We start from the raw sequence: 23,647 nt of genomic DNA on the forward strand, positions 1-23,647 counted from the left end.
CTGCCCTTTTTGTTGGATGAATGATTATGCTTTTATAATCGGTAATTTAACCTGTAACTGCTGTGGTACTAATTTCAATACCCAGCGACGGCAGCTGTGCCAGAACGCTGACAATAACAATAGTGTTGAGCCAATGCATAGGCCGGTAATCGCAAAGCTAGACGTTACCATTCCAAAGTCTTCCATTAACGCAGAGAAGGTATAAATCACATAAATCAGTGCTGATACCATGATAGCGCGACGGTCAACTGCAATGGAAATCAATGCCATCAAGATATAAAGACCAAGTACTACCGCAGAAATCATCAAGCCACCGTTTCCATCTAGTACACCAAGGCTTTGGAATATTGGATGTACAATCATCGGTGCAGAAATAAGGTGCAACCAAAACGCTACGTCAGACGAACGGGTTTGTCTTAAGGTGTCTTTGCTGTCCCAATACATCGCTAAACCGAAAATCATTAAGCCGAACACCAACACAATGTTATTGATGTAATACACTGTTGGCGGGAAGAAATAAACAATGGCGGCAGATATTGCAGCGGTTATTGCCGCAGCGCCAGCGGCTACTGTAATCGGTACACGGAAACGTAACCAGTGCGCAATAGCGCCTACAGTGGTGAGTAAACCAGACGCAATCAGGGCAAACTCTTTCACTTCAGGCTGGAATAATATCGGGGTAGCAAAAAGGCCCGCTAAAAACGATAACAACAACGCAATTGCCGGTAATGCCATACGACGCTTATTGACGAAATATTCAGCTAGGCCCCACGAGCCTGCTGCCACCGCAATACCACCTAGAGGTGGTGTGATTGAATACCCTATCCAAGCTAAGGATGCGAGCAATAAGGCACTGGCGATGACCACGAAAATATCGTTGAAGCCATTGATTAAACGGAAATTTTCTTCATCTACTGCATGAGTGTTGCGGCTTTGGTTGATGTATTGACGAAAATCGTAAACAGCCTCTTGGCTGAATATGTTTTGTTTAACGGCGAGGGTTAAATCTTCATCAGTGTACATAGGTTTATCCTTTATTTTTCTATTCATGCCTGTTTTGCAATATCGAAGCCAAAATATAAAACCCATAATAAACAGTGGTTTAAATAAACTGGTTCTCTGTTTGGTCAAATTGACGATTCAAAAATAACCATTATGACGAATATTTAGCCACTCCATTACGTATTGCTTTTATGCCGAGTTGCCCCTATTACTAACGTTAACACGAGTAACATTTCATCTATCGATAATGGCTGTGCAATAATGCTGTACAAATCAGCCTGCTGAGTGACGTTTATGACTGCGACTATTTCAGATATTTCAGGATCTAACCGTAAAGAAGACTTTCGGTTTATTGAGGATACATTTACCCAGTTGAATGCCTATTTTGCAACGGGTGCGACCCATGACTATCCATGGCGCGTTCAGCAATTACGTCAACTCGATAAGATGATTGTAGAGCATCAGTTAGATATTCAAAAAGCACTGGCAGCTGATCTGGGTAAGTGTGAAATGGAAGCTTGGATCTCGGAAATAGGGTATTTGCAAGCGGAAATAAAGCACACGATAAAACACCTGAAAGGGTGGATGAGGCCGCGCAAGGTTTCTTCTCCGTTGTTAGCACAGCCAGGTAAAAGCTATTTAAAACCAGATCCTCTGGGCGTGGTGTTAATTATTGGCGCATGGAACTATCCGTTCCAATTAGTACTGGCACCTTTAATTGCAGCCATTGCAGCAGGTAACTGCGCTATTTTGAAGCCGTCTGAGCTGTCGGTTGCTACATCTGCATTGATTGCTAAATTAGTGCCTCAATACCTCGACAATAAAGCTGTTGCCGTTATAGAAGGCGGTAAAGATGAAACAACCGAGATTTTAAAACTGCCTTTTGCCCACAGTTTTTATACGGGCGGCGAAGCCGTTGGTAAAATAGTGATGCGCGCCGCGGCTGAACATTTAACCCCGGTAACGCTAGAGCTGGGGGGTAAAAGCCCGTGTATTGTTGATAGCAATACCAACCTTGCCGTCACTGCTCAGCGCATAGTGTGGGCAAAATGGATGAATGCGGGGCAGACCTGTGTGGCACCGGATTACGTGTTAGTTAAGCGCGATTTCGTTGAGCCTTTGGTCGACGCTATCAAAGCTAAGCTGATTAAGCAGTATGGCAATGATCCGCACGCGTCGAAGGATTATGGCCGCATTGTAAATGAAAGGCATTGTGCTCGATTGGCCAGCTACCTCGAAGGGCAAAACGTTGTGCATGGTGGTGAGGTAAACACCGATGAAAGGTATATAGCACCCACTATAGTACAGGCCCCTGACGCGACTGATCCGGTGATGACCGAGGAAATTTTTGGTCCGATTTTACCTATTATTCCAGTGGATTCGATGGATGATGCTATCGCATTTGTGAATCAACGCGCCAAACCATTGGCAATGTATATTTTTACTCACGACTCTCACTTGGAGCAGCGCATTTTGGATAAAACCAGCGCCGGTAGTGTGTGCATTAATGACGGCTTTATGTTTATGGTTAACTCAGAGCTACCGTTTGGTGGTGTTGGCCACTCGGGCATGGGCAGTTATCACGGCAAATGGGGCTTCGATACGTTCAGCCATTTAAAATCGGTTATGAAGCGCAGTTTCTGGTTTGATTTGGATGTGCGTTATGCGCCGTTTAACAAAACTAAACTGAGTTTGTTGAAGAAATTGCAGTAGAGAGTATTGGTTTATGAGTCAGTCGACAATCGCGCCTTTCCATTTGGCTATCCCCGTGACGAGCTTGGATAATGCCAGAGCGTTCTATGGTGATTTATTGGGATGTGAGCAAGGGCGCAGTAGCACACAATGGATTGACTGGAATTTCTTTGGCCATCAATTGGTGACGCATCAAGTAGCGACCATGCCATCAGCGCCGCAGCATAACCAAGTAGATAACAAATCAGTACCGGTACCGCATTTTGGTGTTGTGCTGTCTCCTTCTGATTGGCAAGTGTTGGCTGATAAACTCACGGCTAACAACGTAGAGTTCGTGATCAAGCCTTATACGCGTTTTAAGGGGGAGGTGGGCGAACAATCCACTATGTTTCTACTTGATCCATGCGGTAATGCTTTGGAATTCAAAGCCTTTGCCGACTTAAAGCAGCTGTTTGCGAGTTGAAAAAAAGTCGCCGTTTTGCTGCGCCATTGTCAAATGCAGTGTTCCACGTAGAGCTTAGATTTAGCATCTAAAGCTTCCTCAGAGACGGAACAGTGTGTTTAGAACAATTACGACCAATTGTTAACGATCATGAAGATAATAGGGCCTATTTATTAGGCCTCTATTTTTTCTACATTTCGTCATAAGCCAAATCAGCTAGATCGTATTGCTATGCTTTCGCGAGCTCTCTTACGACAGGCTTTGGCTGTCGATTCAAGCGGTAAATGCCCCAGTGCTTTTCGGGCTCCGCTGGATCATCTGACCCTTTCCAAGCCTCATCAAAGGCTTCAAACAAGAAACACAAGATATCTTTCGAGTCACACCATGTTAGCAATTGAGCACAGTAGTCTGCTTGCCATCTCTCGTTTGCAAAGTGCGCAGGGAAGGCGTGTCCATTGGCATTGGTCGTCCAGCCGGCTTCCGTAATAACCACGGGCTTATCTTTAAATCTATCGGCGACGGAGTAGTAATTTTCTTGAGTAAAATGCAGTGCATGTTCAATACTTTGAGACTCCCACAGTGGGTAACTGTGCACCGATATAAAATCAATGTTCCTCACTAAATCATCTAACTCACCATTTGACCAAGGCACATAGTTTTCGCAAAAGGTTATTGGGGCTTGTGTTTGCCCTTTTAGTTGAACCGCAAAGTGCACTAATCGCTCAGTTTCGACCTTATGATCGGTCCATTCAACACTGGCCTCGTTGCCAATCGATATGGCCAATACGTGTTCACAATATTCGTTCGCTAACCGCACTACACGCATTAATTCATTGTCATTGCGAATTCGATTCTCAGCTAAAATATGCTCTGGATAGTATGCATCCCATGGACAATTTGGATTGCTGACTTCAGCTGCTAGGTCCATCCCGAGCAAAACTTTAAAAGGTAATTTTTCACGTGCAATAACTTCTAACACAGTGTGCGCATGAGGGCCTGCGTCATAGAGCCTAAGGTATTGCCACTCATCGACCAAGAGAGTTAAGTCTTCAAGTATTTGCGAATAACTTGGATAAATTCCAATACTGGGGTTTTGTCCTTGACGATAGCCAGAATAGCAAATGGCTCTGCGACAGAGGATATCGATTGATTCTAATTTATTCGGTTGCACGGGTTTACTACTTTCCTTACCAAAATTTAGGTTTGCCATCTTTATCCCACAAGCCCCAATAGGCGCCAACGTCGCCTTCAACATCAATTTTCCATGCCTCATCAAACGCGGAGAAATAGAAAAGGGGAATATTTAATTGCTCAGTCCAGCGTGTAGCATCAATGAAGTACCGCATGGCATTTTGTTCCGATGGCAAAGCCTGTCCTTCCAGTGAACCTTGGTTTGGCCACCCAGTTTCACTAATAATAACCGGCTTATCTCCAGCAACCGCTTTCGCACGATAGTACATATCTTTCATGTATACCAAAGCATGATTGATATCATAGCCTTCCCAGAAGGGATAGCAGTTGGCGAATACAATGTCACAAGCATCTGCAACGATAGGATTTTCTTCGAACAAGTAGTACGCATCTACATAGCCTACCGGAACTCCTTTAGCGGCGGCCTTTGCTCTTTCGATGTAACTTACTAATTGCTGAGCTGTCATTTCTTCGCGTAACATCACTTCGTTGCCAACTGCTAACATGTCAACGACTCCACGTGCCAACAGTTCAAATGCGCCCGCTAGTTCTCTCTCATTAGCTTCAAAATCATCATCTAACCACACACCGACCAAAGTACTCAATCCCATTTCTTTGGCAACGATAGGAACCAACTCATTGCCTTCGGTACAAGAAAAAGATCTTACCCAGCTGACATTTCCAGCAATCAACTCTAATCGTTGCTTCACCTGTCCTTTGGTTATTACCGAACGCGGTCCTTGTCCCTCAATGTACGGGCTAAAACATAGCCCATGAATACCCTGCTCTATGATGGATTTGATAGTCAGACGTTGGTTTTCTGCAGAGTGCGACTCTTGACTTTGATGTCTTTTCCTCAGATAGGGGTTGGTTAATTTCGACACAATGCTATTCCTCAAATAGTACTTTGTACTTTGTAGTCTCTCTACGTTCAACGATGACCAAACGCAAGTGACTGTTTGGGGTTACTACAGCTCGCATAAAATGCAACTTGCTGAAAATGGTCAATACAGAAACGACACAACGGACTGTAGAACAGTTAAGAAGGTATTTTTTTAGCTGGGGGACATTTAGCGGTGCTAAAAAATCCGTCTCACCGCAAGACTGATACCTATCACCTAGATTGCGGCTTGTTGATTAACAAATATGCAACAAATTCGTTTACATTCGATACATAATAAAGAACTGATGATTTAAATGTCTCACTATAAAACAGCCGAAAAAGATAGAGTTCCTTTAAGCCAGAAGTCTGCGTATGGAGCAGGGACTTTTGTGCTCAATTTCTTACCCTCTGCACTCAGTGTCTTCTCCTTTTTTCTGATCACAGGATTTGGTGTTGATCCATTAACAGCGGGCATATTAGGTGCAATACCGCGTTTTTTAGATGCAATAACCGACCCTATCATGGGATTTATCACTGACAACACCAAATCTCGCTGGGGGAGGCGTCGACCGTACATCGTGGTAGGAGCTTTACTCAGTGGAACCTTGTTTGCTGTGTTATGGCAAATGAGTCCTGAGTGGAACGATGATTTTACCTTCTGGTACTTCTTAGGTTTTTCTTTAGCTTTTACCATTGGGAATACGATTTATGCTACTCCATTTGTGGGGCTGGGTTACGAGATAACGTCAGATTACAATGAGCGCACGCGCTTGATGGCGTTCTCACAGTTTATGGGGCAGATAGCTTGGATGATTGTCCCTTGGTTCTGGGTACTAATCGCTGACCCATCAATATTCCCGACTCAAGCGGAAGGAGTGCAAAAACTGTCTTTACTCGTTGCGGGTGGTTGCATCGTGTTGGGAATATTGCCAGGATTATTTTGTAAAGGAATAGATAGTGACAAAATCGAAGATCGCTCTGAAATTTCTTTTCGCAATCTGTGGAACAACATTAAGTCCGTTTTCAAGAACATTCTTCAAACGTTTAAGAACAGGTCTTTTATAAGGCTTTGTGGTGCTACATTTTTGGTATTTAACGGATTTCAGCTTGTCGCTTCTTTCAGTTATTTCATTATTGTGTTTCATATGTTTAATGGTGATTACGGCGCTGCAGGCACATGGCCAGCTTGGTTTTCAACTTTGAGTGCTGTGATGACTGCATTTTTTGTTATCCCTATTGTAAGTTGGATGGCTAACACTTGGGGTAAACGGAATGCTTTTATTATCTCTACTTTAATTTCTGTCATCGGCTACGCACTAAAATGGTATGGCTTTAACCCAGATAATCCCTGGTTGATATTTATGCCAATTCCTTTGATGTCATTTGGTATTGGGGGTCTCTTTACATTGATGATGAGTATGACTGCAGATGTATGTGATTTGGATGAGTTGAATAATGGCATGCCTCGTAAAGAGGGAACATTTGGTGCCATCTATTGGTTAATGGTTAAGCTGGGTCAAGCTCTAGCACTGTTTCTTGCTGGTGTAGTCCTAAAGATTGTAGATTTCGATCCCAGTGCCACCATTCAGACGGTAGATACAATGACCAATCTTCGAATTGCCGATATTTCGATTCCTGTTGTCACTGCGCTACTTGCCATTGTCGTCATGTGGAAATATGACATCTCCGAAGAAAGGGCTCATCAGATAAAGATTGCGTTGGAAAAGCGGAGAGGTGAAATTTAACGATCACTTTTCTCCTGGGTGTTATACTGCTCGTTCATTGAAATAAGGACGTTTAAATTGAGACCATTTTCATCCATTCAATCTCGAAACTTTAATACTTTATTGCTTTTGGCGAGAGTGATCGCCGTTTTTGCATTGCTGTTATTTTTTGGCGCAACAGCTACAGCTTTGTGGGTGTCGGTAACAGGAGCTGCATTTCAGACTGTCGCAATATTGCCCATCGCAATCTGGTCTATATTTTTATTCATATTTTCGGGCATTGTTGCTGTTCTTATATCAATAGAAGAGCACCTTCGTGCGCAACGAACTCGCGACGTCAGCAATGTAGACATGTAACAGAGCTATCAAGGCCCAGACTCGGTATGTACTTACCCCTCTTTGTGTTTAAGCTCATCGTTAATTGGCCTTTTCGCGGGGCATCAGAAGAAAAAGGAAATTATGCGCAAGTTTTTAGTTTTATTGTTTCTGATCCCTTTTTTAAGCGGCTGTGCATCCAAACAAGATTTAGGTGGGATTGCGACTGTTTCAGCACTATTGGTATCGGTTCCACTAGTGCCATTTGCTGAAGCTTACCATGTGATTAATGATACCGAAGGCAAAGCAAAAGTAAGATCAGAACAATGGCGCATGCATTTTGATCCGATTTACCAAAAGCGGATTGAAATTATTGCGGCAAGAAACCCTGAAGACGACGCGAAGTCGAAATATTTCGAACAGAAAATAGCGTTCTTTCCCACTATGCGACAAAGCGATCTTTATATCGGAATGATTTGGGGCAAACATGAAATCGATGGTGAGAAGAATCAAACGGTAATTGATGGCGATGAATTACTCTCGAGCTTACAACTATTGTTTGAGAACGATCCCACACATGAAGAAGTTGCAGGGCACAAATACTATAGCCTTGTATATGATTGCTTTATTGAAAAAACGTTTGTGTATAGAGCTAGCTTTAACAAAAAAATGTCCGAATTGAGTGGGCAATACACACCTAACAATTCAACTAAGCAAAGTGCAGCAAAATGCGAATCGCAGGACATCCAAACAGCACACGCCTCTGAATGAAGCGTTGTGCCGCTAGGAGATATTGATGAGAGATTCAATAAAATCAAAAATTCCGTTGTTATTCCTTGTGTGCATTTCGCTATGGTGGGGGTTTTATTATCAATCTAATAGCAAACTCAATGATTTTGGTAGTGCAAACTTTGAATGGCTATTTCTGTTAGATGCGCTGGTAGCGCTACCGATCGTTTGCTTCTTGTGTGTTAAAGATAAAAAGGAAGCCTTAGTCAAATCCATTGTGTTTGTGTGCTTGGCGGTACTCATCGGAAGTTACGTTATTCCCGAACAAAGCAAGCTAGTGTGGCACTATCTAGAGGATGGGCGCTATGTTGTCTTGGCTGCCATCTTGTCATTTGAACTGGTGGCAATATTAACGGTATATATCGCGATCAAGTCGGCTATTGGTAAATGTGAAGATCCTGATGTTTCAATCGAACGACCAATAAAAAAACACTTGGGTGAAAGCCTTGTCGCAACGTTGTTAAGCTTTGAAACGAGAATGTGGACATTTGCATTTTTTGCAACGCGGATCAAAGCCGAGAATTTTAGTGGCGAACAGCATTTTACTTATCATCACAAAGACGGCGCAAAAAGTAACTTACTCGGATTCATCTTATTAATTGTTTTTGAATTACCCATTATGCATTTGGTTTTGCATTTCATTTGGTCACCCCTTGGCGCCAATGTTGTCACTGTTCTCACCGTTTTCAGTTTAGTCTTTTTTATTGCAGAGTATCGAGCGGTTTCAATACGGCCAATCTCTATAGTGGGTAATACGTTAGTTATTCGCTATGGGTTATTTCAGCCATTAGTTATCCCAATAGAAAAAATAGCTAGCATTCAGAAGAGCAACGAATTCATCGCGCGTTCGAAGTCTGTGAAGCGTTACAATTACGCTGGTTATCCGAATGTTAATATTGCACTTACTGAGCCAATGGGGTCGGTTACGCATATTTTTATTGGGGTAGATAATGCCGAGCACTTTATCTCTGCTTTACGCCATTTGGGATCACGACAAAATAATGCAGTGCAGCAGGTGAGGTGCTGAACACAGCGTTAAGCAAAAATAGGAAGAAATAAAATCAAATTTTCAGTATTAGTAAGCTTTTTCATTTCGTCATTTTGTTATGCCGGAAATGTGTATGAGAAATTTCCTGAACATATTAAAGCCGATGAGAAATATGTATTTTATTCTCATGGCTTTATTGTTGAAGGGACAAACCCGACTCCCAGAAATGAAAGGTGGGGCGTTTATGAGTTTCCGGCGATTAAAGAGTCATTATCAGATAACGCTTACAATTTAATTGCGTATCATCGTCCTAAAGGTACCGATCCTGTCCAACACGCAGAAACACTGGCAAACAACGTGAAAGCGTTGATCAGTAATGGCGTTGATGCAAAGCACATAACCATTATGGGGTTCTCTCGGGGGGCTTTTATTACCAGTTTAACGTCTCACTATTTGGCGGAAACACCCGTTAACACGATTTTGTTAGCTGGATGTGGGCGGATTGTTTCTGAGCAATATTCGGAGATTAAAATTAGTGGGGCTTTATTGTCGGTTTATGAAACTTCAGACGGTGCCGGCACATGTCAGAAACTTCGAGATAGAAGTGATAACCTTAAATCCTTTGAAGAAATTTCGATTTCTACAGGCAAAGAGCATGGTGCTTTTTATCGACCAATTCCGGAGTGGGTCAGTCCTGTTAAACAATGGATAAAAGATAAAAGTAACTAACACGTTTTTTATGAGTGAAGCGAATTGTAGCTTGTTCGGGTTCGTTCTACATTGTTTCTAGCAAGCCAAATTCGCTCAATAGCGAGCTGTAAGCAGCCTCTATAAGGAAATACATGAACATTAGACGCTTTCTATTTCTAACGTTACTTTTTACCTCTTCCCTTCATGCACAAGTGAGCATTACAACTGTTCATGAAAATGACGATGAGTTAAAAATTAAATCGGACTTGGAATTTCTTCATGAAGAATACGATTTATCCCCTTGGCTTTATACGCAAAAAGTACGAGTGAATTCAGAGGCTAAAACACCGCATAGTCACCCTGTGCTAACGATGAGTACTCAGCCGGATTACTTAAAAAGTAAAGTGAAACTTCTCTCCAGCTATCTTCACGAGCAGTTCCATTGGCACGTCATAATGAATGGGAAAGCGACAAAAGAAGCGTTTCGAGCACGCATAAAAGAGCGTTTCCCAAACGTCAAAACGGGCCATCCCCATGGTAGTCGAGACGAAGGTAGCACGTTAAGCCACATTGTCGTTTGTTATCTTGAATACATTGCCCTGACTGAATTAGTAGGCCAGGAAAAGGCCTTCGAAAATATATCGACCAATGGCTATTACACATGGGTTTATGAGACTGTGAGCGACCCTAAAAATAAGGACGTTCTGGATAGTCTATTATCTGAGTTTGGCCTAGAATTTCGAGTTGGCAAGAACGAATCAGCCGGCGGCCACTAGTGATGCCTAACATAAGTTTTCATTCGCATACGTCCCGATGCAGCTGAAGTGGGGCCTTATGTTTCAGAAAAGCAGTGTCAGCATCTCAAATTTAATGGATTGTCCTAGCGATATTGAGATCGTTGCAAAGTGGTACTTTAATGAGTGGGATCATAGGGAGCCGAAAGCAACTATCGAGAGTGTAATTAAAAAGGTATCTTCAAACTCTAGTCTTTTCCATTTTGTTGCTCATATTAACGGTGAATTGGCCGGGGCTGGCGAATTAAAATACCGCGAGTACTCAGACTACCCCAACTATAACCATTGGATCGATGGAATATATGTTTCTAAAAATTATAGGGGGAAAGGTATATCAACAATACTTATCGAGTTTGCTAAATCAAAGGCGTTAGAGTTGAAAATATCAGCTTTATATCTTCGCTGTGAAGACCATTTGCTGAAATTCTATCAGTCTCATGGATTCCAGGTCGTTTGTGCTGAAAAAACGAAATTTATAATGGCCTATACGGTGAACATGTAGAGAACGATTAAAGCTCAATGATATCGCCGTAGCTTTGGGTTTATCAGTATTCTACGGCATTTTCTCAGGTACGTTTTTTACTCGCGCAATTCGAGTTCTTAAAGTCAAATATGATGGGTAGTGATTCACTTTATCCTAAATACCTTTACTGATTTTTAATTCAGTGGTACCTTGCGCGCCAGGTGTGGGAGACGCCTATCCGCAAAAGATGGATTCACTCTCAAATATCAAGACATCAACAATTGATTACTAAACCAAGTTAGCCAAGCGGAAAGGCTGAGTAACTTGAGAGTAATTTATTGTGAGCAAATCAATTCCCTCGAAAACGGCTGCCTCTGTTCCGGACAATGAGCGTCAGTCAAACCAACATATTCATTCTTTTTCAAAAGACTCGGTTGGCAAGTTATACCTAAAATTAAGTGTCGCCATGGCAATAGGGATGCTGATCAATGGCATGTATTCACTGGTGGACGCCTATTTCATAGGGACCTATGTGGGACCGATAGAGTTTGCGGCCGTCTCTACAGTATTTCCTATACAGATGCTACAAATAGCCTTCGCGGCTCTTATATCAAGCGGCGCTAGCATCCTAGTCAGTCGTTACTTAGGGAGCGGGGACAATAGCCAGCTTAAGACGTGCGTCATTTCAGGGGTAGTGCTTATTTTAATGCTGTCGCTTTTCATGGCCCTGTTGCTGATAGGGGGGGAGCAAACAGTGTTACCCTTGATCGGCGTTACGCCGTCTTTGTTGCCATTGGCCGTCACTTATTACGTTCCGCTCGTGGCTGGCTCCGCTTTGATTTTTTTACTCTTTTTTACTAGCGATCTGCTTCGAGCATATTCAAACATGAAGGGTTTGCTGAATGTTATCTTACTCGGCGCGTTGACCAACGTAGTGCTGGATTGGTTGTTCATTGCGACATTGCATTGGGGGCTTGCAGGTGCAGCATATGCCACGCTTATTTCTCAAGCCTTGGGCGTGTGTCTCGCAATAAAACTACTGGGTCTAAAGCGATATGACTTTGCCAATTTAAGTGTTGATTTAGGCGGTATCGGCAAGCAAATTCGATTGATTTTAGGTTTAGGGCTACCGGCACTGAGTACTTACCTTGGCGCTGCGCTTGTCGTGGGGAGTGTTAACCATTTGCTGGCAACCTATGGAACGCTTGATATTGCCAACTGGATTGGTGCTTATGGGCTCTTAGGGCGTTTAAACGTTTTTTGTATTCTGCCACTTATCGCTATTACCAATGCGTGCCAAACGATCGTTTCTTATAACTATGGCGCGGCTGAATTCAATCGAGTCGACAATGCGATAAAGCTAGGTCTGGTCATCGCTATGGTGTATCTGCTGGTAGTTGCATTGGGTCTTATCACGTTTGCAGGGAATATTGCGGGGTTATTTACAGACGATGATCAGCTCAAGAGCACTGTCGCAAAGATTGCCAGCATCATGTTTTTATTGATGCCGCTTGCGGGGCTATCCGGGATTACCGTTGCCGGTTTGCAGTCTACTAATAGACCCAAACAAGCCATGTTACTGTCATTTGCCAAGATATATTTAGTGCTTGTGCCTGCGCTTTTTCTATTAACTCAATGGGTCGATGTTACTGCACTGTGGTATGCCTTTCCGATTGCAGAATTAGTGATGCTGCCTTTTCTAGTCCTTTCAGCGGTGACGATGATAAGACGTGTGAGGCAGCAGGCTTGTTAAGGATCTTGAAGAGCTAAAACAGCGAATGCATGGGGCGAACGCGTTTGACACTTCTAGCGGTTGAACGCTTTAATTAATCAACACAACTAAAAACAAGGAATCAACGTTGCGACTCAAATTAACTTTATTGTTGTTATCGCTTTGTTCAGTTTTTCAAATCGTAGCAAAGGAATATTCTTATCGGACAATATCACCGCCGCGCGAACTTACGGAAGACCAAGCGAGCAATGCGGCGGCGAACTATCAGCGTTATTGTGCTTTGTGTCATGGTAAAAACCGTGAAGGATATGCCAACGATCACGCGCCATCGCTGAAAAGCAAACAATTGCTAGAATCTGGTGTACCGCACAGTATTTTACGCCCGCTGTCGTATGGTCGCGTTGGTACCCCAATGGCTGGCTACTTAGATGAAGTCGGTGGGCCATTGAGTTTAGATGAAGCCTGGGATTTAACCTATTGGTTGTTTTGGCAAGAAAATGTCGACCGTGTAAGGCTTTCGGAGAATACCGTAGAAGGCGATGCTGCAAAAGGAGCAGAGCTTTACGCGCAGAACTGTACATCGTGCCACGGCGAGAAAGGGGAAGGTGTAACGGCGCCAGCACTCACCAACCAGTCAGCTTTGTCGCACAACAAAGATGAGTTTATCCGCTATGCGATCCGCGAAGGTCGAGATGGAACGCCGATGCAAGCATGGAAAAATACCTTATCGTCGGACGATATCGATAATCTGACCGCTTTTCTGCGCAGTAAAGCGGATGGCTGGGAGCCGCAGCAGACGGTGCTGCGAGAATACCCGAGTAAAGATCAATATATCCTGAACCCTGACGGTGACGATCCTACCTTTGATATCAAGGATGGCATGTATGTTATGTCGGTCGATTTAAATAAGGCGTTACAGAGTGGAAAGCGGATCATGCTGATGGATACGCGAGTACCCAGTGTTTGGCAGCGAGCTCACATTAAAGGCTCAGTGCCGATGCCTTACTATACCGATGTGGACGAGGTCGTAAGCGACCTGCCTAAGGATGTGGTTATTGTGGCGTATTGCTCTTGTCCGCGTGCGGCGTCTGACCATTTGGTTAATCAGTTGCGCGATCGTGGATTTGATAACGCCTACACTTTATACGAAGGTGTTTTCGGTTGGATGAATCTAGGTTATCCGGTTATGCGCGGTGAAGGCATGGACTACGTTCGATAATCCTTGTCTTCACCACAATGAAAGTTTTTAAGGCTACCGCTTGGTAGCCTTACTATTGCCCACTTAAGCGTTTACCAAATGAAATGGCGTATGCCAACGAACGCATTCTCAGCACTGGGTCATCACTGGGTTTAAACCCTGCAGATAACACGTTAGGGTCGAAATTCACTGGCGTACAGGCATCACCACCTGACTGCTCAAGTATTACTTTACCAAGCACTACGCTGTCTCTTTCTGCTGGCCATTGTACCGATGGGTCGTTGACTACATCGTCTTCAGTGCCAAGTATCGCGTGCATTGAAAAGCTCACGGTAGCGTCTGCTATTTGACTACTCAAACGGTCTGCCAGAAACGGTGTTTCCATAGCTTGCGCTTGTTCTTTTTCCAGCGTTTCAACGCCTAAATCAGGTGTTAGATGCCAGCGAAATTTAATCTCGTTTTCGCCGTCGTTGTAGAAGAACGTATGTAAGCCAAAAAACTCTGTATTGGCAAAAGATGCAGGCGTTTTAGCTTGTTGATTCCATACCGCATTCGCTTGAACACTGGGGTTCGCTTTAATGTACTCCATAGTTTTCTGCGGATTGCGTTGACCATTCTCGTCGGGCAGCAAGGTTGATAAAAAGCCGTAGAAGGTTTCTGGATCCTTTCCGGCAAACACCGGGAAATTGTTACCTGTAAAGATGTGTCGAGAACCATTCGGTAAGGTCAGTTGCATGCCCATGCCGCGGGTTCCGGGAGCACGCTCATCGGCGCTGGGGTTGCCGCCACCAAGTGAAAAACGCAAGGTTACAGGCAAAGTACCGTTTGATAACAATGCAGCTTTTGCAAAAGGACCGGATTCGGCGTTTGGCTCAAAACGCCCAACCGCGCATACCCCAGAGGCATGTGCTTTGCGGATCCCTGGATGCTTACCCCCAAGCTTCTCAAACAGTTCAATTAGATCACTGGCCGAAACTGACTCTGGCTTTTCTGCGTGTACAGGCGCAGACAACGTCATGGTGAATAGAATACTGCTGATCAGTGCGGTTTTTTTCATTATGGATCCTTATTTATGCTCTGGCGAGCGAGTAAGTATAGTGTAACTACGAGATGAGACTGGATTACGATCCAAAAATTTCTGTGCTGCTAAAACGATTAAACGCAAAGCCGAGGAATTCGGCCATGCGTGACATTCGTTTTGAAATGAAAAGAAGTTTTCTGCGTATCTAAAAAGGCGCAACAGAAGCAGGAGACTTTAGTCTTCTCGCGAATTATAGATATGCCCAACGCGTTGATACTCTTTTAATACCGCGGTGGCGGCTTCTCGTTGTACACCGGTTGTGACCGTGATGCCGCGTTTGTGCAGTTCTTCATCCCAGTTTGACAGCTTGGGGCCTTCATCAAACCCAATCGATCTCACATCGGCATCGGTCGCACCGCAAATAAGCTGACGAACGCCGGACCACGGTACGGCGCCATAACACATGGCGCAGGGTTCGCTACTGGATACTAAGGCTAAATTACGCCCTTCGGCACCTAAGTCATAAGTGCCTAAACGTCGCTGTGCCAATGATATTGCAACCATTTCCGCATGCAGTATTGATAGACCTTGCTCTACAACCAAATTGGCGCCTAACGCTATCAGTTCGCCTGATGACAGATCAAACACGCCGGCAGCAAATGGGCCGCCGGTTTTCAGTGCTACGTTTTTGGCTGAGGTATTGACGACAAACTGCATCCACTCATCAACATTGGGGGTGGCAACAAAGGTGTCAGCCATGCTGAATAGCCAATCAGGAACTTCTATGTGTAGCGCGTGTGTATGGTTATGCATTTTAGTCCGTATTTTGTATGTAACAAGTGGGCGAGCGACTGATTTTATTTGCTTTTTTAAAGTTGCTCTTTTTCGATATTTCACTCACTGACGTTTCGTTTAAATACCGTCATACCATCGTTTTCTACAATACCCGCTAATCGACGGTTTTCCAATTCCAATCTCGGAAGCACAATAGGTGGGCTTTGCAGTTCAAAGGTACTTGTAGCATGAGGAGGCATCGTTTGAACCATTAATAAACGGGAAATTATAAAAGCTGTGGATATGCATCGAAAAAAACGAGTGAATGTAACGCGCATTTTTCATCGCAAAGTGGCGAATTCTGGCCGTTCTCAGAATCGTTTATTTAAATTAAAAGTTTATTTAAAACATGTGGTTATGTGCGGTTGCTTCGGTAAGTGAAGTGTGTTTGGCCAAAAATCGATCCAACGACGTTTTTTAGGATGACCGGTTCTATAAATTATTCAGCGTTTCTGGCACCATATCATCATTCAAACATGATCGAGTCTTGATACTTGTCGTATCAGATTTAAATTAATCAGGACGGAAAACGTTAATGAGTCTCTTTTGGGTCACTGTCATTATGCTAGTTGGCGTCATAGTACCCGTTTTGACTGAGCGGTTTGGTCGCGTTACGAACACAGTGTTCACCATGCTTGCTCCCGCTGTAGCACTGGCGTATGTCGCATCTCTAGCGCCAGCCGTATTGGCAGGCGAAGTCATATCTGAATCACTGGAGTGGATTCCAGCCGTCGGGCTTTCGTTATCTTTGAGGCTAGATGGGTTAGCGTTGATGTTTGCATTGCTCATTCTTGGCATCGGGTTGTTGATCATTTTCTATGCCCGATACTATCTGTCTGAAAAAGAAGCGATCGGGCGATTCTACGCGTATCTCTTATTGTTCATGACGGCAATGCTATCGATTGTGATCGCGAATAATGTATTACAGCTGTGGATGGCATGGGAAGTAACGAGCATAAGTTCATTCTTGTTGATCAGCTTCTGGTCATCAAAATCTGAATCCCGAAAAGGGGCCCGCATGGCCCTTACCGTTACTGGGGCTGGTGGGCTTGCTTTATTGGCTGGGCTGTTACTGATCGGCCAAATCGTCGGTTCATACAACCTGGAAGTTATTCTTGCCAGCGGCGATCTGATCCGAGAGCACACCCTGTATCCCGTTGTGTTGGTTTTGGTGTTGCTGGGTGCATTTACTAAATCAGCGCAGTTTCCGTTCCATTTCTGGCTGCCACATGCGATGGCTGCGCCGACTCCCGTTAGCGCATATCTTCACTCTGCGACCATGGTTAAGGCCGGTATTTTCCTGCTTGCACGTTTTTACCCCGTGCTAAATGGCACCGAAATGTGGTTCTTGATTGTAACCATTGCGGGTCTTATCACCTTACTACTAGGTGCTTATACTGCCTTGTTTAAGCATGATCTCAAGGGGTTACTTGCCTACTCGACGGTGAGTCACCTTGGACTCATCGTGTTACTGTTGGGGTTAGATACAAAGCTGGCCGCAGTTGCCGCATTATTTCACATCATGAATCACGCAGTGTTTAAAGCGTCTCTGTTTATGGCCGCAGGTATCATTGATCATGAAACTGGTACTCGAGATATGCGCCGTTTAAGCGGACTGTGGCAATTTATGCCGCATACGGCGACTCTCGCGATGGTTGCTGCTGCGTCTATGGCTGGTGTGCCACTACTTAACGGCTTTCTGTCGAAAGAAATGTTCTTTGCTGAGTCAGTCAACCAAGACACTTTAGGATTCCTGTCATGGATGGTCCCAGTGCTTGCCACCCTTGCTGGGATTTTCGCTGTTGCCTATTCATTAAGGTTTATTCACGATGTGTTTTTTAATGGGCTGCCAGAGGATTTACCCAAAACGCCGCATGAACCGCCGCGTTTTATGAAATTGCCTGTAGAAATACTTATCGCTATCTGTTTGATAGTGGGTGTTTTCCCTGCTTTTGTCGTGGGGGGAGTGCTAGAAGCAGCCTCGTCAGCCGTGCTCAGAAGCGAATTACCTTATTACAGCCTAGCGATTTGGCATGGTTTCAACATTCCACTACTCATGAGTGTCATTGCCATTGTCGGTGGCGTTATTGTGTATGCAACACGGAAGCATCTGTTTAAATTCCAAGAGCAATTTGAAGAGGCGGATGCCAAATTGGTGTTTGAAAGTCTTGTGCAAGGCTTAGTCAACGTCGCTAAACAAATCGATGAAGGCCTAAGTAACGGTTCATTACAACGTTACGTGGCGGTTTTGTTTATGTTTAGTGCTGTCTTGATGGCGGTGCCCCTGATCAATCTAAATGTTACCAGTGAACACTTACCTGACCAGCCAGTTGGATTTGTCGAAATTGTCGCCGCAATTATCCTGTGCTTGAGCGCGTTAGCGACCGTTATTTTTCACCGCAAACGCGTGTACGCGCTCATTACCTTATCGGTTGTTGGCTTAATTGTATCGATTGCATTTGCTCGATTTTCTGCACCGGATTTAGCGCTGACTCAGCTCGCCGTTGAGGTTGCAGCCGTTATTTTACTTATCCTCGCGTTGTATTTTCTGCCGAAAAATACTCAGACTGAGTCCTCTCCATCCCGAGTGGTGAGGGATATTGCGATTGCTGCCGCGATTGGTGGCATTGTCGCAACGATCAACTACGCATTTATTACCCAACCCTTGGATAGTATTTCTGAATTCTATCTTGCTAATAGCAAGACTGGCGGTGGCGGCACTAACGCGGTGAACGTTATTTTGGTCGACTTCAGGGGACTGGATACATTAGGTGAGATCCTTGTATTGGGCATAGCCGCGCTTGGTATTTTTAAATTGTTGGCTGACATTAAGTTGTCTATGACATCGGCTAACGAAAAGGGCCTGCCGTGGTCGGAAGATAAGCATCCGCCAATACTTGTAATGATTTCACAAAGTCTTCTACCGTTGGCCTTACTGGTGTCCTTCTATATCTTTTTGCGTGGCCATAATATGCCTGGTGGCGGCTTCATTGCTGGGCTCATCACCAGCATTGCGCTCATCCAGCAGTACATCGCACATGGTGTTGACTGGATCAAGCCGCGCTTAACCATTAACTATCAATCCCTGATTGCATGGGGTGTCCTGATTGCAACGTTTACGGGGATTGGCAGTTGGTTCTTTGGTATGCCATTCATGACCACTTGGTTTGATTATTTTGACATTCCTGCAATTGGAGAAATCGAATTGGCCAGTGCATTAGTGTTTGACTTGGGAGTGTATTTAACTGTGGTGGGAGCTACGTTATTGATCCTCGCCAACTTGGGTAAATTAACATCTGCTCATCGTCCAACGGCGGAGGAATAATGGAAACCTTATATGTAGTTTGTGTAGGTGTGATCACTGCTTGTGGCGTGTTCTTGTGTTTGCGAGGCCGTACGTTTTCGATTGTGGTTGGCCTGACAATGCTGTCTTATTCAGTCAATCTATTTTTGTTTTCGAGCGGTCGCCTAAATTTGGACGGAGCGGCTGTACTTGGACAGTCAGAGAATTATGCAGATCCGTTGCCTCAGGCTTTGGTCTTGACTGCTATCGTGATTGGCTTCGCCATGGTTGCTTTTATCGTGATCCTTGCGATGCGTGGTCGCGCCGACCTCGGTAATGACTTGGTTGATGGCAGAGAGCCCCCCGATACTAAAAAACTAATCAATATTCCTAGGGGCGACAAATGACCGACCATTTGCCTATATTGCCCATTCTTATCCCAATGTTGGGAGGGCTCTTTATGTTGCTCCCTCCCTTTGTGGGCGCAGAGCGATATCAGTTACGCCGAGCAATGACCGTAGCACTGATGCTACTGCATTTTGTTTGCAGTATTTGGTTGATCAGCTCTGTCGCGCAAAGCGGAGCGATCATGTATGCGGTTGGTGATTGGCAACCGCCATTTGGTATCATCTTGTATGCTGATATGCTGTCCGCAATACTGGTAACCTTGACTAGCTTCCTTGCGATAGGTGTCACACTGTACTCTTTCGCTGGCGATGACCGGCTAGGACGCTATTTCCATCCGTTGATCCAATTCCAGCTGGTCGGCATCTGCGGTGCGTTCTTAACCAACGATTTGTTCAACTTGTTTGTGTTCTTTGAAGTTCTGCTGATAGCGTCCTACGCCTTGATGATTCATGGCGGCGGTAAGCAACGCACGGCGGCAAACATACATTATGTGATCTTGAATCTCGTCGGTTCGAGTTTGTTCTTGATTGCGCTAGGCACGCTGTATGGCACAACTGGAACGCTCAACGTTGCACACATGTCACTTAGGATCACAGAACTGTCTGAGGGGCAAACCTTAATCGCTCAAGCCGGAGCATCTCTATTACTCGTCGTCTTTGGGTTGAAAGCTGCATTGTTACCTATGCACTTTTGGCTACCACGTACATACTCTGAAGCCACCGCGCCAGTGGCTGCTTTATTCGCGATCATGACCAAGGTTGGTGTGTATTGTATCTTCCGAGTGTTCACGGTGATTTTTGGTGACGAAGCGGGCAGTCTGGCGAACATGATTGAGCCGTGGATATGGCCAATGGCAGTACTCACGATTACTGTTGGTACCATCGGCGTATTGGCGAGTCCGAGCTTACGGATCATGACCGCGAATTTAGTGGTGGTATCGGTTGGAACATTGCTCATCGCGTTTGCTATCAGAACGCCAGAAGCAACTGCTGCGGCGATGTTGTATCTTATTCACAGTACCTTGGTCAGTGCTGCATTGTTTTTGCTAGCAGATATGATTGGACAGCAACGAGGCAAGGCGCTCGATCGTTTCGTCGTCGCGCGAAAAATCAATCAACCGACATTACTAGGTGTGTTGTTCTTCTTGGCGGCACTGTCGATCGCTGGTTTACCGCCATTATCAGGTTTTTTAGGTAAGTTGGTGATCTTGCAATCTGCGACAACGCCAGATGACCAACAATGGGTTTGGTCATTGATTTTAATTTCTAGCTTGTTGACTATTGTGGCCTTATCCAGAGCCGGTACGACTTTATTTTGGCGTCACCCCACCAATAGTGAACCTGATAGTGACAGCAGTGTGTCAAACTGGCAAATCGGTGGTGCGGCGTTATTGCTTCTGGCCTCTCCGGTGATAGTGTTATTTGGCGCAAGCTTTGTGCACCACACATCTGAAGCCGCTACCCAGCTTCACAATGTTCAAATGTTGTTAGATGTTATGAATTTGAATGGAGGGGACAAATGAGTATGATTTCTCGACTCGTCCCGATGCCACTGCACAGTGTAATCTTGCTGGTCGTGTGGCTAATGATTAATTCAACGTTAAGTCTTGGTCACATCATTCTAGGCAGTGTGTTAGCCATCACCATCCCATTGCTCTGTGCGCCCCTGCGAGTGCCTCAACCCGTTATCACTCGGCCATTTAAGTTCTTTTCATATGCTTTGCTAGTGTTAAAAGATATTGTGGTAGCCAATGTTGAAGTTGGGCTGTTGGTCGTGGGCCCGATGCGGCGGATCCAGCCAGGCTTTGTTGCAGTACCGCTGGATTTGCGCGACAACTTCCCGATTACATTATTGGCCAGTACGGTAACAATGACACCCGGTACGGTGAGTTCTGAGGTGTCTTCAGACAAGAAGTGGTTGTACGTTCATGTGTTGAGCATGCCTGAGAATGAGCAAGTGCTAATTGATTCGATTAAGCAACGCTACGAAAGCCGAATTAAGGAAATGTTTGGATGCTGAATATTGCCATTATGATTGTTGCGGTGATCATCTGTATTGCCCTGGTGCTAAATTTATGGCGACTGTTTATTGGTCCCCATATTGTCGATCGTATCTTGGCGTTAGATACGATGTTTATTAACAGTATTGCCTTGATTCTGCTACATGGTATGTACAATCGCACGGCCCTATATTTTGAGGCTGCACTGTTGATCGCGATGTTAGGCTTTGTGAGCAGTGTAGCTTTCGCGAAGTACCTGCTTCGCGGCGACATCATAGAATAGAGGGTAGCAAGTAATGGAATCTGAAATGAGCTTTACATTAGAAGTTATTATCTCTGTTCTATTGATTCTGGGCGGTATTTTTGTGTTAGTCGGATCCATTGGACTGATCCGCTTGCAAGATCTCTACGTTAGGTTGCATGCGCCGACTAAGGCTACCACACTGGGCTTAGGCGGAATACTGTTTGCTTCTGTGCTGTATATGACGCATGTTCAGGGCTTCTTCAGCGTCAATGAGCTGCTAATTACGTTGTTCTTGGTGATTACTGCACCTGTAACTGCACACATCCTCGCAAAGGCCGCGATGCACAATAAGGTTAAGCCGATGGAGCGGACCCAAAATGCCCACCATATTGACACCGCCAGAGAACAGTTACCGCCAAAAGAGCCAAAGCAGTTAGATGAGTGATGGAACACGTTCAATCGACTGCTCATGCGCGGTAGGAGTACAGGACGAATTAAAACCTGCCTTCAACTCGTTTACCCTGTCAGGCTACATCATGATGAAACTTGCAATGGTAAATGCCGCTATGCTCAAGCCGCCTGCGAATAACGCATAAGGCAGTTGGGTACGAACGTGGGTGAGTAAGTCGCAACCTGCCGCTATGGATGACACCGCGGTGGTATCGGAAATAGGTGAACAATGATCACCAAAAATACCGCCGCCTAAAATCGCGCCTAACACTAGCTCAGGTGGTAAACCTAATGTTTGCACAAGCGGAATACCAATCGGCACCAGAATAGCAAACGTACCCCAACTTGTCCCTGTGGTAAAAGACATTATGCCGCCTGCAATAAAGAGCAACGGTACAATCATATACACCGACAAATACTCACCGACGATGCCTGCGACAAAAACGCCGGTGCCTAATTCCTTTAAGCTCGCGCCTAAGGTTAAAGATAGCAACACAATGCTCACCAGTGGGAGCAGTTCGCCCATGCCTTTAAAGCCAACATTGACCAGCTCTTGGTGGCTGAATCGTTTATGAGTACTTAGCAGTATATAGGCGACTACGCAGGCTAACACAGTAGCGTATAGCACTGATTTACTGCCACTGCCCGCGGTCAGATCGCCGTTACCGGTCCAAAACATAAAGCCGACCATTGAAATCACCATTGTTAACAGCGGAATGATCATAAAGCGAGCTTTGGTTGCCGGGGCTGCACTCAGTTCACTATCCGTGCTGCTTAAGATGCTTTCCTCGTGTTTCATTGGCCCGTGTAGGCGGTCAGAAAAAATGGTGTAGAGCACGATAAGCAAAGTGAAAATGGCATAAAAGTTAAAGGGCACGCTGCCCCACAAAATAGACGCGGGGGATTGTTCTAGTTCATAGGTACTGAGTAAGCCAAGCACAAAGGCTCCCCAACCATTGAGTAATATAAGAATACACACCGGCGCGCTTGTACTGTCGATGATGTAGGCTAAACGCGCCCGGCTCATTTTGAATTTATCAAATAAGCCACGCGATAAAATACCGGCGGTGAGCACGCTCAAATTGGATTCAATAAACACCGCTACACCGGTAAAAAACGTGAGGCTGCCGACTTGCTTTTTACCTTTGGCAATGCCTTTTTTCATCAGCGCATTGACGGTTGCGGCTACACCACCTGAATCGCGAATATAGGCGAGCAATGCGCCGATCAAGATACTGAAAAGCAGTATTCGGGCATTGCCCGGTTGGTTGATAATACTGATCACGCGCTCAACACTGGCGATTGGACTAAAGAGCAGTGACTGACTCTCACTGCTTAAGAGGATTAAGGCTTCAGCTGACAGAACGGCCATTAAAAGCGCGAATATAACCTCTTTCTTCCAAAATACGATGGCAATGGCAATAAATGGCGGAATGATTGATATCCAGTCCATGAGATCCCTGTTGTTCTTGTTATTGGTAAAGACGTGCGCAGCTTTACATAGC

24 protein-coding genes are annotated in these 23,647 nt (G+C 44.8%); 17 read left to right on the top strand and 7 right to left on the bottom strand.

What is annotated here, in order from left to right; all coding sequences use genetic code 11:
* Positions 1 to 24 precede the first annotated feature (24 nt).
* Positions 25 to 1,023: a hypothetical protein gene (locus CSH93_RS08315; protein ID WP_100642765.1), complete on the bottom strand. Its 999-nt coding sequence runs from the start codon at positions 1,021 to 1,023 to the stop codon at positions 25 to 27.
* A 273-nt stretch (positions 1,024 to 1,296) separates the two neighbouring features.
* On the opposite strand from CSH93_RS08315, the gene CSH93_RS08320 reads away from it, so the two are divergent.
* Together CSH93_RS08320 and CSH93_RS08325 are read left to right on the top strand one after the other, a co-directional pair.
* Complete coding sequence (locus tag CSH93_RS08320; RefSeq protein ID WP_100642766.1) at positions 1,297 to 2,715, top strand: aldehyde dehydrogenase family protein; 1,419 nt, start codon at positions 1,297 to 1,299, stop codon at positions 2,713 to 2,715.
* A 13-nt stretch (positions 2,716 to 2,728) separates the two neighbouring features.
* The gene (locus tag CSH93_RS08325; protein WP_100642767.1) at positions 2,729 to 3,157 is read left to right on the top strand and encodes a VOC family protein; all 429 of its coding nucleotides are present in this window, start codon (positions 2,729 to 2,731) and stop codon (positions 3,155 to 3,157) included.
* Between the two features lie 208 nt (positions 3,158 to 3,365).
* Here the strand turns inward: CSH93_RS08325 and CSH93_RS08330 are convergent, their stop codons facing one another.
* A complete protein-coding gene (locus CSH93_RS08330; RefSeq protein ID WP_240615528.1) occupies positions 3,366 to 4,346 on the bottom strand; it encodes a glycoside hydrolase family 17 protein in 981 nt (326 codons plus the stop codon).
* Positions 4,324 to 5,211, bottom strand: a complete 888-nt coding sequence (locus CSH93_RS08335) for a glycoside hydrolase family 17 protein (protein WP_240615529.1) — start codon at positions 5,209 to 5,211, stop codon at positions 4,324 to 4,326. The genes CSH93_RS08330 and CSH93_RS08335 overlap by 23 nt, the downstream gene beginning before the upstream one ends.
* A gap of 313 nt (positions 5,212 to 5,524) precedes the next feature.
* On the opposite strand from CSH93_RS08335, the gene CSH93_RS08340 reads away from it, so the two are divergent.
* The 9 genes from CSH93_RS08340 (at position 5,525) to CSH93_RS08380 (ending at position 13,924) form a co-directional block, all read left to right on the top strand.
* Positions 5,525 to 6,955 carry an MFS transporter gene (locus CSH93_RS08340; RefSeq protein WP_100642768.1) on the top strand — a complete coding sequence of 477 codons (1,431 nt, stop codon included), beginning with the start codon at positions 5,525 to 5,527 and terminating at the stop codon, positions 6,953 to 6,955.
* A 57-nt stretch (positions 6,956 to 7,012) separates the two neighbouring features.
* Complete coding sequence (locus CSH93_RS08345) at positions 7,013 to 7,291, top strand: hypothetical protein (RefSeq protein WP_100642769.1); 279 nt, start codon at positions 7,013 to 7,015, stop codon at positions 7,289 to 7,291.
* Between the two features lie 102 nt (positions 7,292 to 7,393).
* Positions 7,394 to 8,020 (top strand): hypothetical protein, encoded by a 627-nt coding sequence (locus CSH93_RS08350; RefSeq protein WP_100642770.1) that lies wholly within the window; start codon positions 7,394 to 7,396, stop codon positions 8,018 to 8,020.
* A gap of 25 nt (positions 8,021 to 8,045) precedes the next feature.
* Positions 8,046 to 9,065, top strand: a complete 1,020-nt coding sequence (locus CSH93_RS08355; protein ID WP_100642771.1) for a PH domain-containing protein — start codon at positions 8,046 to 8,048, stop codon at positions 9,063 to 9,065.
* Positions 9,066 to 9,155: 90 nt separating this feature from the next.
* Positions 9,156 to 9,755 carry an alpha/beta hydrolase gene (locus CSH93_RS08360; RefSeq protein WP_240615530.1) on the top strand — a complete coding sequence of 200 codons (600 nt, stop codon included), beginning with the start codon at positions 9,156 to 9,158 and terminating at the stop codon, positions 9,753 to 9,755.
* A gap of 113 nt (positions 9,756 to 9,868) precedes the next feature.
* Entirely contained in the window at positions 9,869 to 10,492 is a 624-nt protein-coding gene (locus CSH93_RS08365) for a hypothetical protein (protein WP_100642773.1), read from the top strand.
* Positions 10,493 to 10,550: 58 nt separating this feature from the next.
* The gene (locus CSH93_RS08370) at positions 10,551 to 11,012 is read left to right on the top strand and encodes a GNAT family N-acetyltransferase (RefSeq protein ID WP_164078324.1); all 462 of its coding nucleotides are present in this window, start codon (positions 10,551 to 10,553) and stop codon (positions 11,010 to 11,012) included.
* A 301-nt stretch (positions 11,013 to 11,313) separates the two neighbouring features.
* On the top strand, positions 11,314 to 12,726 hold the full coding sequence (locus CSH93_RS08375) for an MATE family efflux transporter (protein WP_100642775.1): 1,413 nt from the start codon (positions 11,314 to 11,316) through the stop codon (positions 12,724 to 12,726).
* 106 nt (positions 12,727 to 12,832) lie between these two features.
* Entirely contained in the window at positions 12,833 to 13,924 is a 1,092-nt protein-coding gene (locus tag CSH93_RS08380; protein WP_100642776.1) for a c-type cytochrome, read from the top strand.
* Between the two features lie 52 nt (positions 13,925 to 13,976).
* On the opposite strand, the gene CSH93_RS08385 is transcribed toward CSH93_RS08380, so the two are convergent.
* From CSH93_RS08385 to CSH93_RS17915, 3 genes are all read right to left on the bottom strand, one after another.
* Complete coding sequence (locus CSH93_RS08385) at positions 13,977 to 14,960, bottom strand: catalase family peroxidase (RefSeq protein ID WP_100642777.1); 984 nt, start codon at positions 14,958 to 14,960, stop codon at positions 13,977 to 13,979.
* 198 nt (positions 14,961 to 15,158) lie between these two features.
* Positions 15,159 to 15,737, bottom strand: a complete 579-nt coding sequence (locus tag CSH93_RS08390) for a nucleoside deaminase (protein WP_100642778.1) — start codon at positions 15,735 to 15,737, stop codon at positions 15,159 to 15,161.
* An 80-nt stretch (positions 15,738 to 15,817) separates the two neighbouring features.
* Complete coding sequence (locus tag CSH93_RS17915) at positions 15,818 to 15,958, bottom strand: hypothetical protein (protein ID WP_164078325.1); 141 nt, start codon at positions 15,956 to 15,958, stop codon at positions 15,818 to 15,820.
* A gap of 335 nt (positions 15,959 to 16,293) precedes the next feature.
* Between CSH93_RS17915 and CSH93_RS08395 the strand changes: the two genes are divergently transcribed.
* The 6 genes from CSH93_RS08395 to CSH93_RS08420 are packed head-to-tail and all read left to right on the top strand — an operon-like array spanning position 16,294 to position 22,137.
* Positions 16,294 to 19,083 carry a monovalent cation/H+ antiporter subunit A gene (locus tag CSH93_RS08395; RefSeq protein WP_100642779.1) on the top strand — a complete coding sequence of 930 codons (2,790 nt, stop codon included), beginning with the start codon at positions 16,294 to 16,296 and terminating at the stop codon, positions 19,081 to 19,083.
* A complete protein-coding gene (locus CSH93_RS08400; RefSeq protein WP_100642780.1) occupies positions 19,083 to 19,448 on the top strand; it encodes a Na+/H+ antiporter subunit C in 366 nt (121 codons plus the stop codon). Before CSH93_RS08395 ends, CSH93_RS08400 begins: the two co-directional genes overlap by 1 nt.
* Entirely contained in the window at positions 19,445 to 20,971 is a 1,527-nt protein-coding gene (locus tag CSH93_RS08405) for a monovalent cation/H+ antiporter subunit D (RefSeq protein WP_100642781.1), read from the top strand. The genes CSH93_RS08400 and CSH93_RS08405 overlap by 4 nt, the downstream gene beginning before the upstream one ends.
* Entirely contained in the window at positions 20,968 to 21,468 is a 501-nt protein-coding gene (locus tag CSH93_RS08410) for a Na+/H+ antiporter subunit E (RefSeq protein ID WP_100642782.1), read from the top strand. The genes CSH93_RS08405 and CSH93_RS08410 overlap by 4 nt, the downstream gene beginning before the upstream one ends.
* The gene (locus tag CSH93_RS08415; RefSeq protein WP_100642783.1) at positions 21,462 to 21,731 is read left to right on the top strand and encodes a K+/H+ antiporter subunit F; all 270 of its coding nucleotides are present in this window, start codon (positions 21,462 to 21,464) and stop codon (positions 21,729 to 21,731) included. Before CSH93_RS08410 ends, CSH93_RS08415 begins: the two co-directional genes overlap by 7 nt.
* 25 nt (positions 21,732 to 21,756) lie before the next feature.
* On the top strand, positions 21,757 to 22,137 hold the full coding sequence (locus CSH93_RS08420) for a Na+/H+ antiporter subunit G (protein WP_100642827.1): 381 nt from the start codon (positions 21,757 to 21,759) through the stop codon (positions 22,135 to 22,137).
* An 84-nt stretch (positions 22,138 to 22,221) separates the two neighbouring features.
* Here CSH93_RS08420 and CSH93_RS08425 read toward each other — a convergent pair whose 3' ends face one another.
* The gene (locus CSH93_RS08425; protein ID WP_100642784.1) at positions 22,222 to 23,595 is read right to left on the bottom strand and encodes a Na+/H+ antiporter NhaC family protein; all 1,374 of its coding nucleotides are present in this window, start codon (positions 23,593 to 23,595) and stop codon (positions 22,222 to 22,224) included.
* Positions 23,596 to 23,647 lie beyond the last annotated feature (52 nt).

Origin of the sequence: Neoalteromonas facilis, from assembly GCF_002807665.1 — a bacterium.
GTDB lineage: Bacteria > Pseudomonadota > Gammaproteobacteria > Enterobacterales > Alteromonadaceae > Alteromonas_E > Alteromonas_E facilis.

Coding starts and splice junctions, on each gene's coding strand:
- CSH93_RS17915 (WP_164078325.1), bottom strand. CDS start 15,958: ATGCCTCCTCATGCTACAAGTACCTTTGAACTGCAAAGCCCACCTATT.
- CSH93_RS08315 (WP_100642765.1), bottom strand. CDS start 1,023: ATGTACACTGATGAAGATTTAACCCTCGCCGTTAAACAAAACATATTC.
- CSH93_RS08370 (WP_164078324.1), top strand. CDS start 10,551: ATGTTTCAGAAAAGCAGTGTCAGCATCTCAAATTTAATGGATTGTCCT.
- CSH93_RS08385 (WP_100642777.1), bottom strand. CDS start 14,960: ATGAAAAAAACCGCACTGATCAGCAGTATTCTATTCACCATGACGTTG.
- CSH93_RS08350 (WP_100642770.1), top strand. CDS start 7,394: ATGCGCAAGTTTTTAGTTTTATTGTTTCTGATCCCTTTTTTAAGCGGC.
- CSH93_RS08410 (WP_100642782.1), top strand. CDS start 20,968: ATGAGTATGATTTCTCGACTCGTCCCGATGCCACTGCACAGTGTAATC.
- CSH93_RS08425 (WP_100642784.1), bottom strand. CDS start 23,595: ATGGACTGGATATCAATCATTCCGCCATTTATTGCCATTGCCATCGTA.
- CSH93_RS08320 (WP_100642766.1), top strand. CDS start 1,297: ATGACTGCGACTATTTCAGATATTTCAGGATCTAACCGTAAAGAAGAC.
- CSH93_RS08330 (WP_240615528.1), bottom strand. CDS start 4,346: ATGGCAAACCTAAATTTTGGTAAGGAAAGTAGTAAACCCGTGCAACCG.
- CSH93_RS08420 (WP_100642827.1), top strand. CDS start 21,757: ATGAGCTTTACATTAGAAGTTATTATCTCTGTTCTATTGATTCTGGGC.
- CSH93_RS08365 (WP_100642773.1), top strand. CDS start 9,869: ATGAACATTAGACGCTTTCTATTTCTAACGTTACTTTTTACCTCTTCC.
- CSH93_RS08395 (WP_100642779.1), top strand. CDS start 16,294: ATGAGTCTCTTTTGGGTCACTGTCATTATGCTAGTTGGCGTCATAGTA.
- CSH93_RS08415 (WP_100642783.1), top strand. CDS start 21,462: ATGCTGAATATTGCCATTATGATTGTTGCGGTGATCATCTGTATTGCC.
- CSH93_RS08400 (WP_100642780.1), top strand. CDS start 19,083: ATGGAAACCTTATATGTAGTTTGTGTAGGTGTGATCACTGCTTGTGGC.
- CSH93_RS08325 (WP_100642767.1), top strand. CDS start 2,729: ATGAGTCAGTCGACAATCGCGCCTTTCCATTTGGCTATCCCCGTGACG.
- CSH93_RS08355 (WP_100642771.1), top strand. CDS start 8,046: ATGAGAGATTCAATAAAATCAAAAATTCCGTTGTTATTCCTTGTGTGC.
- CSH93_RS08390 (WP_100642778.1), bottom strand. CDS start 15,737: ATGCATAACCATACACACGCGCTACACATAGAAGTTCCTGATTGGCTA.
- CSH93_RS08405 (WP_100642781.1), top strand. CDS start 19,445: ATGACCGACCATTTGCCTATATTGCCCATTCTTATCCCAATGTTGGGA.
- CSH93_RS08340 (WP_100642768.1), top strand. CDS start 5,525: ATGTCTCACTATAAAACAGCCGAAAAAGATAGAGTTCCTTTAAGCCAG.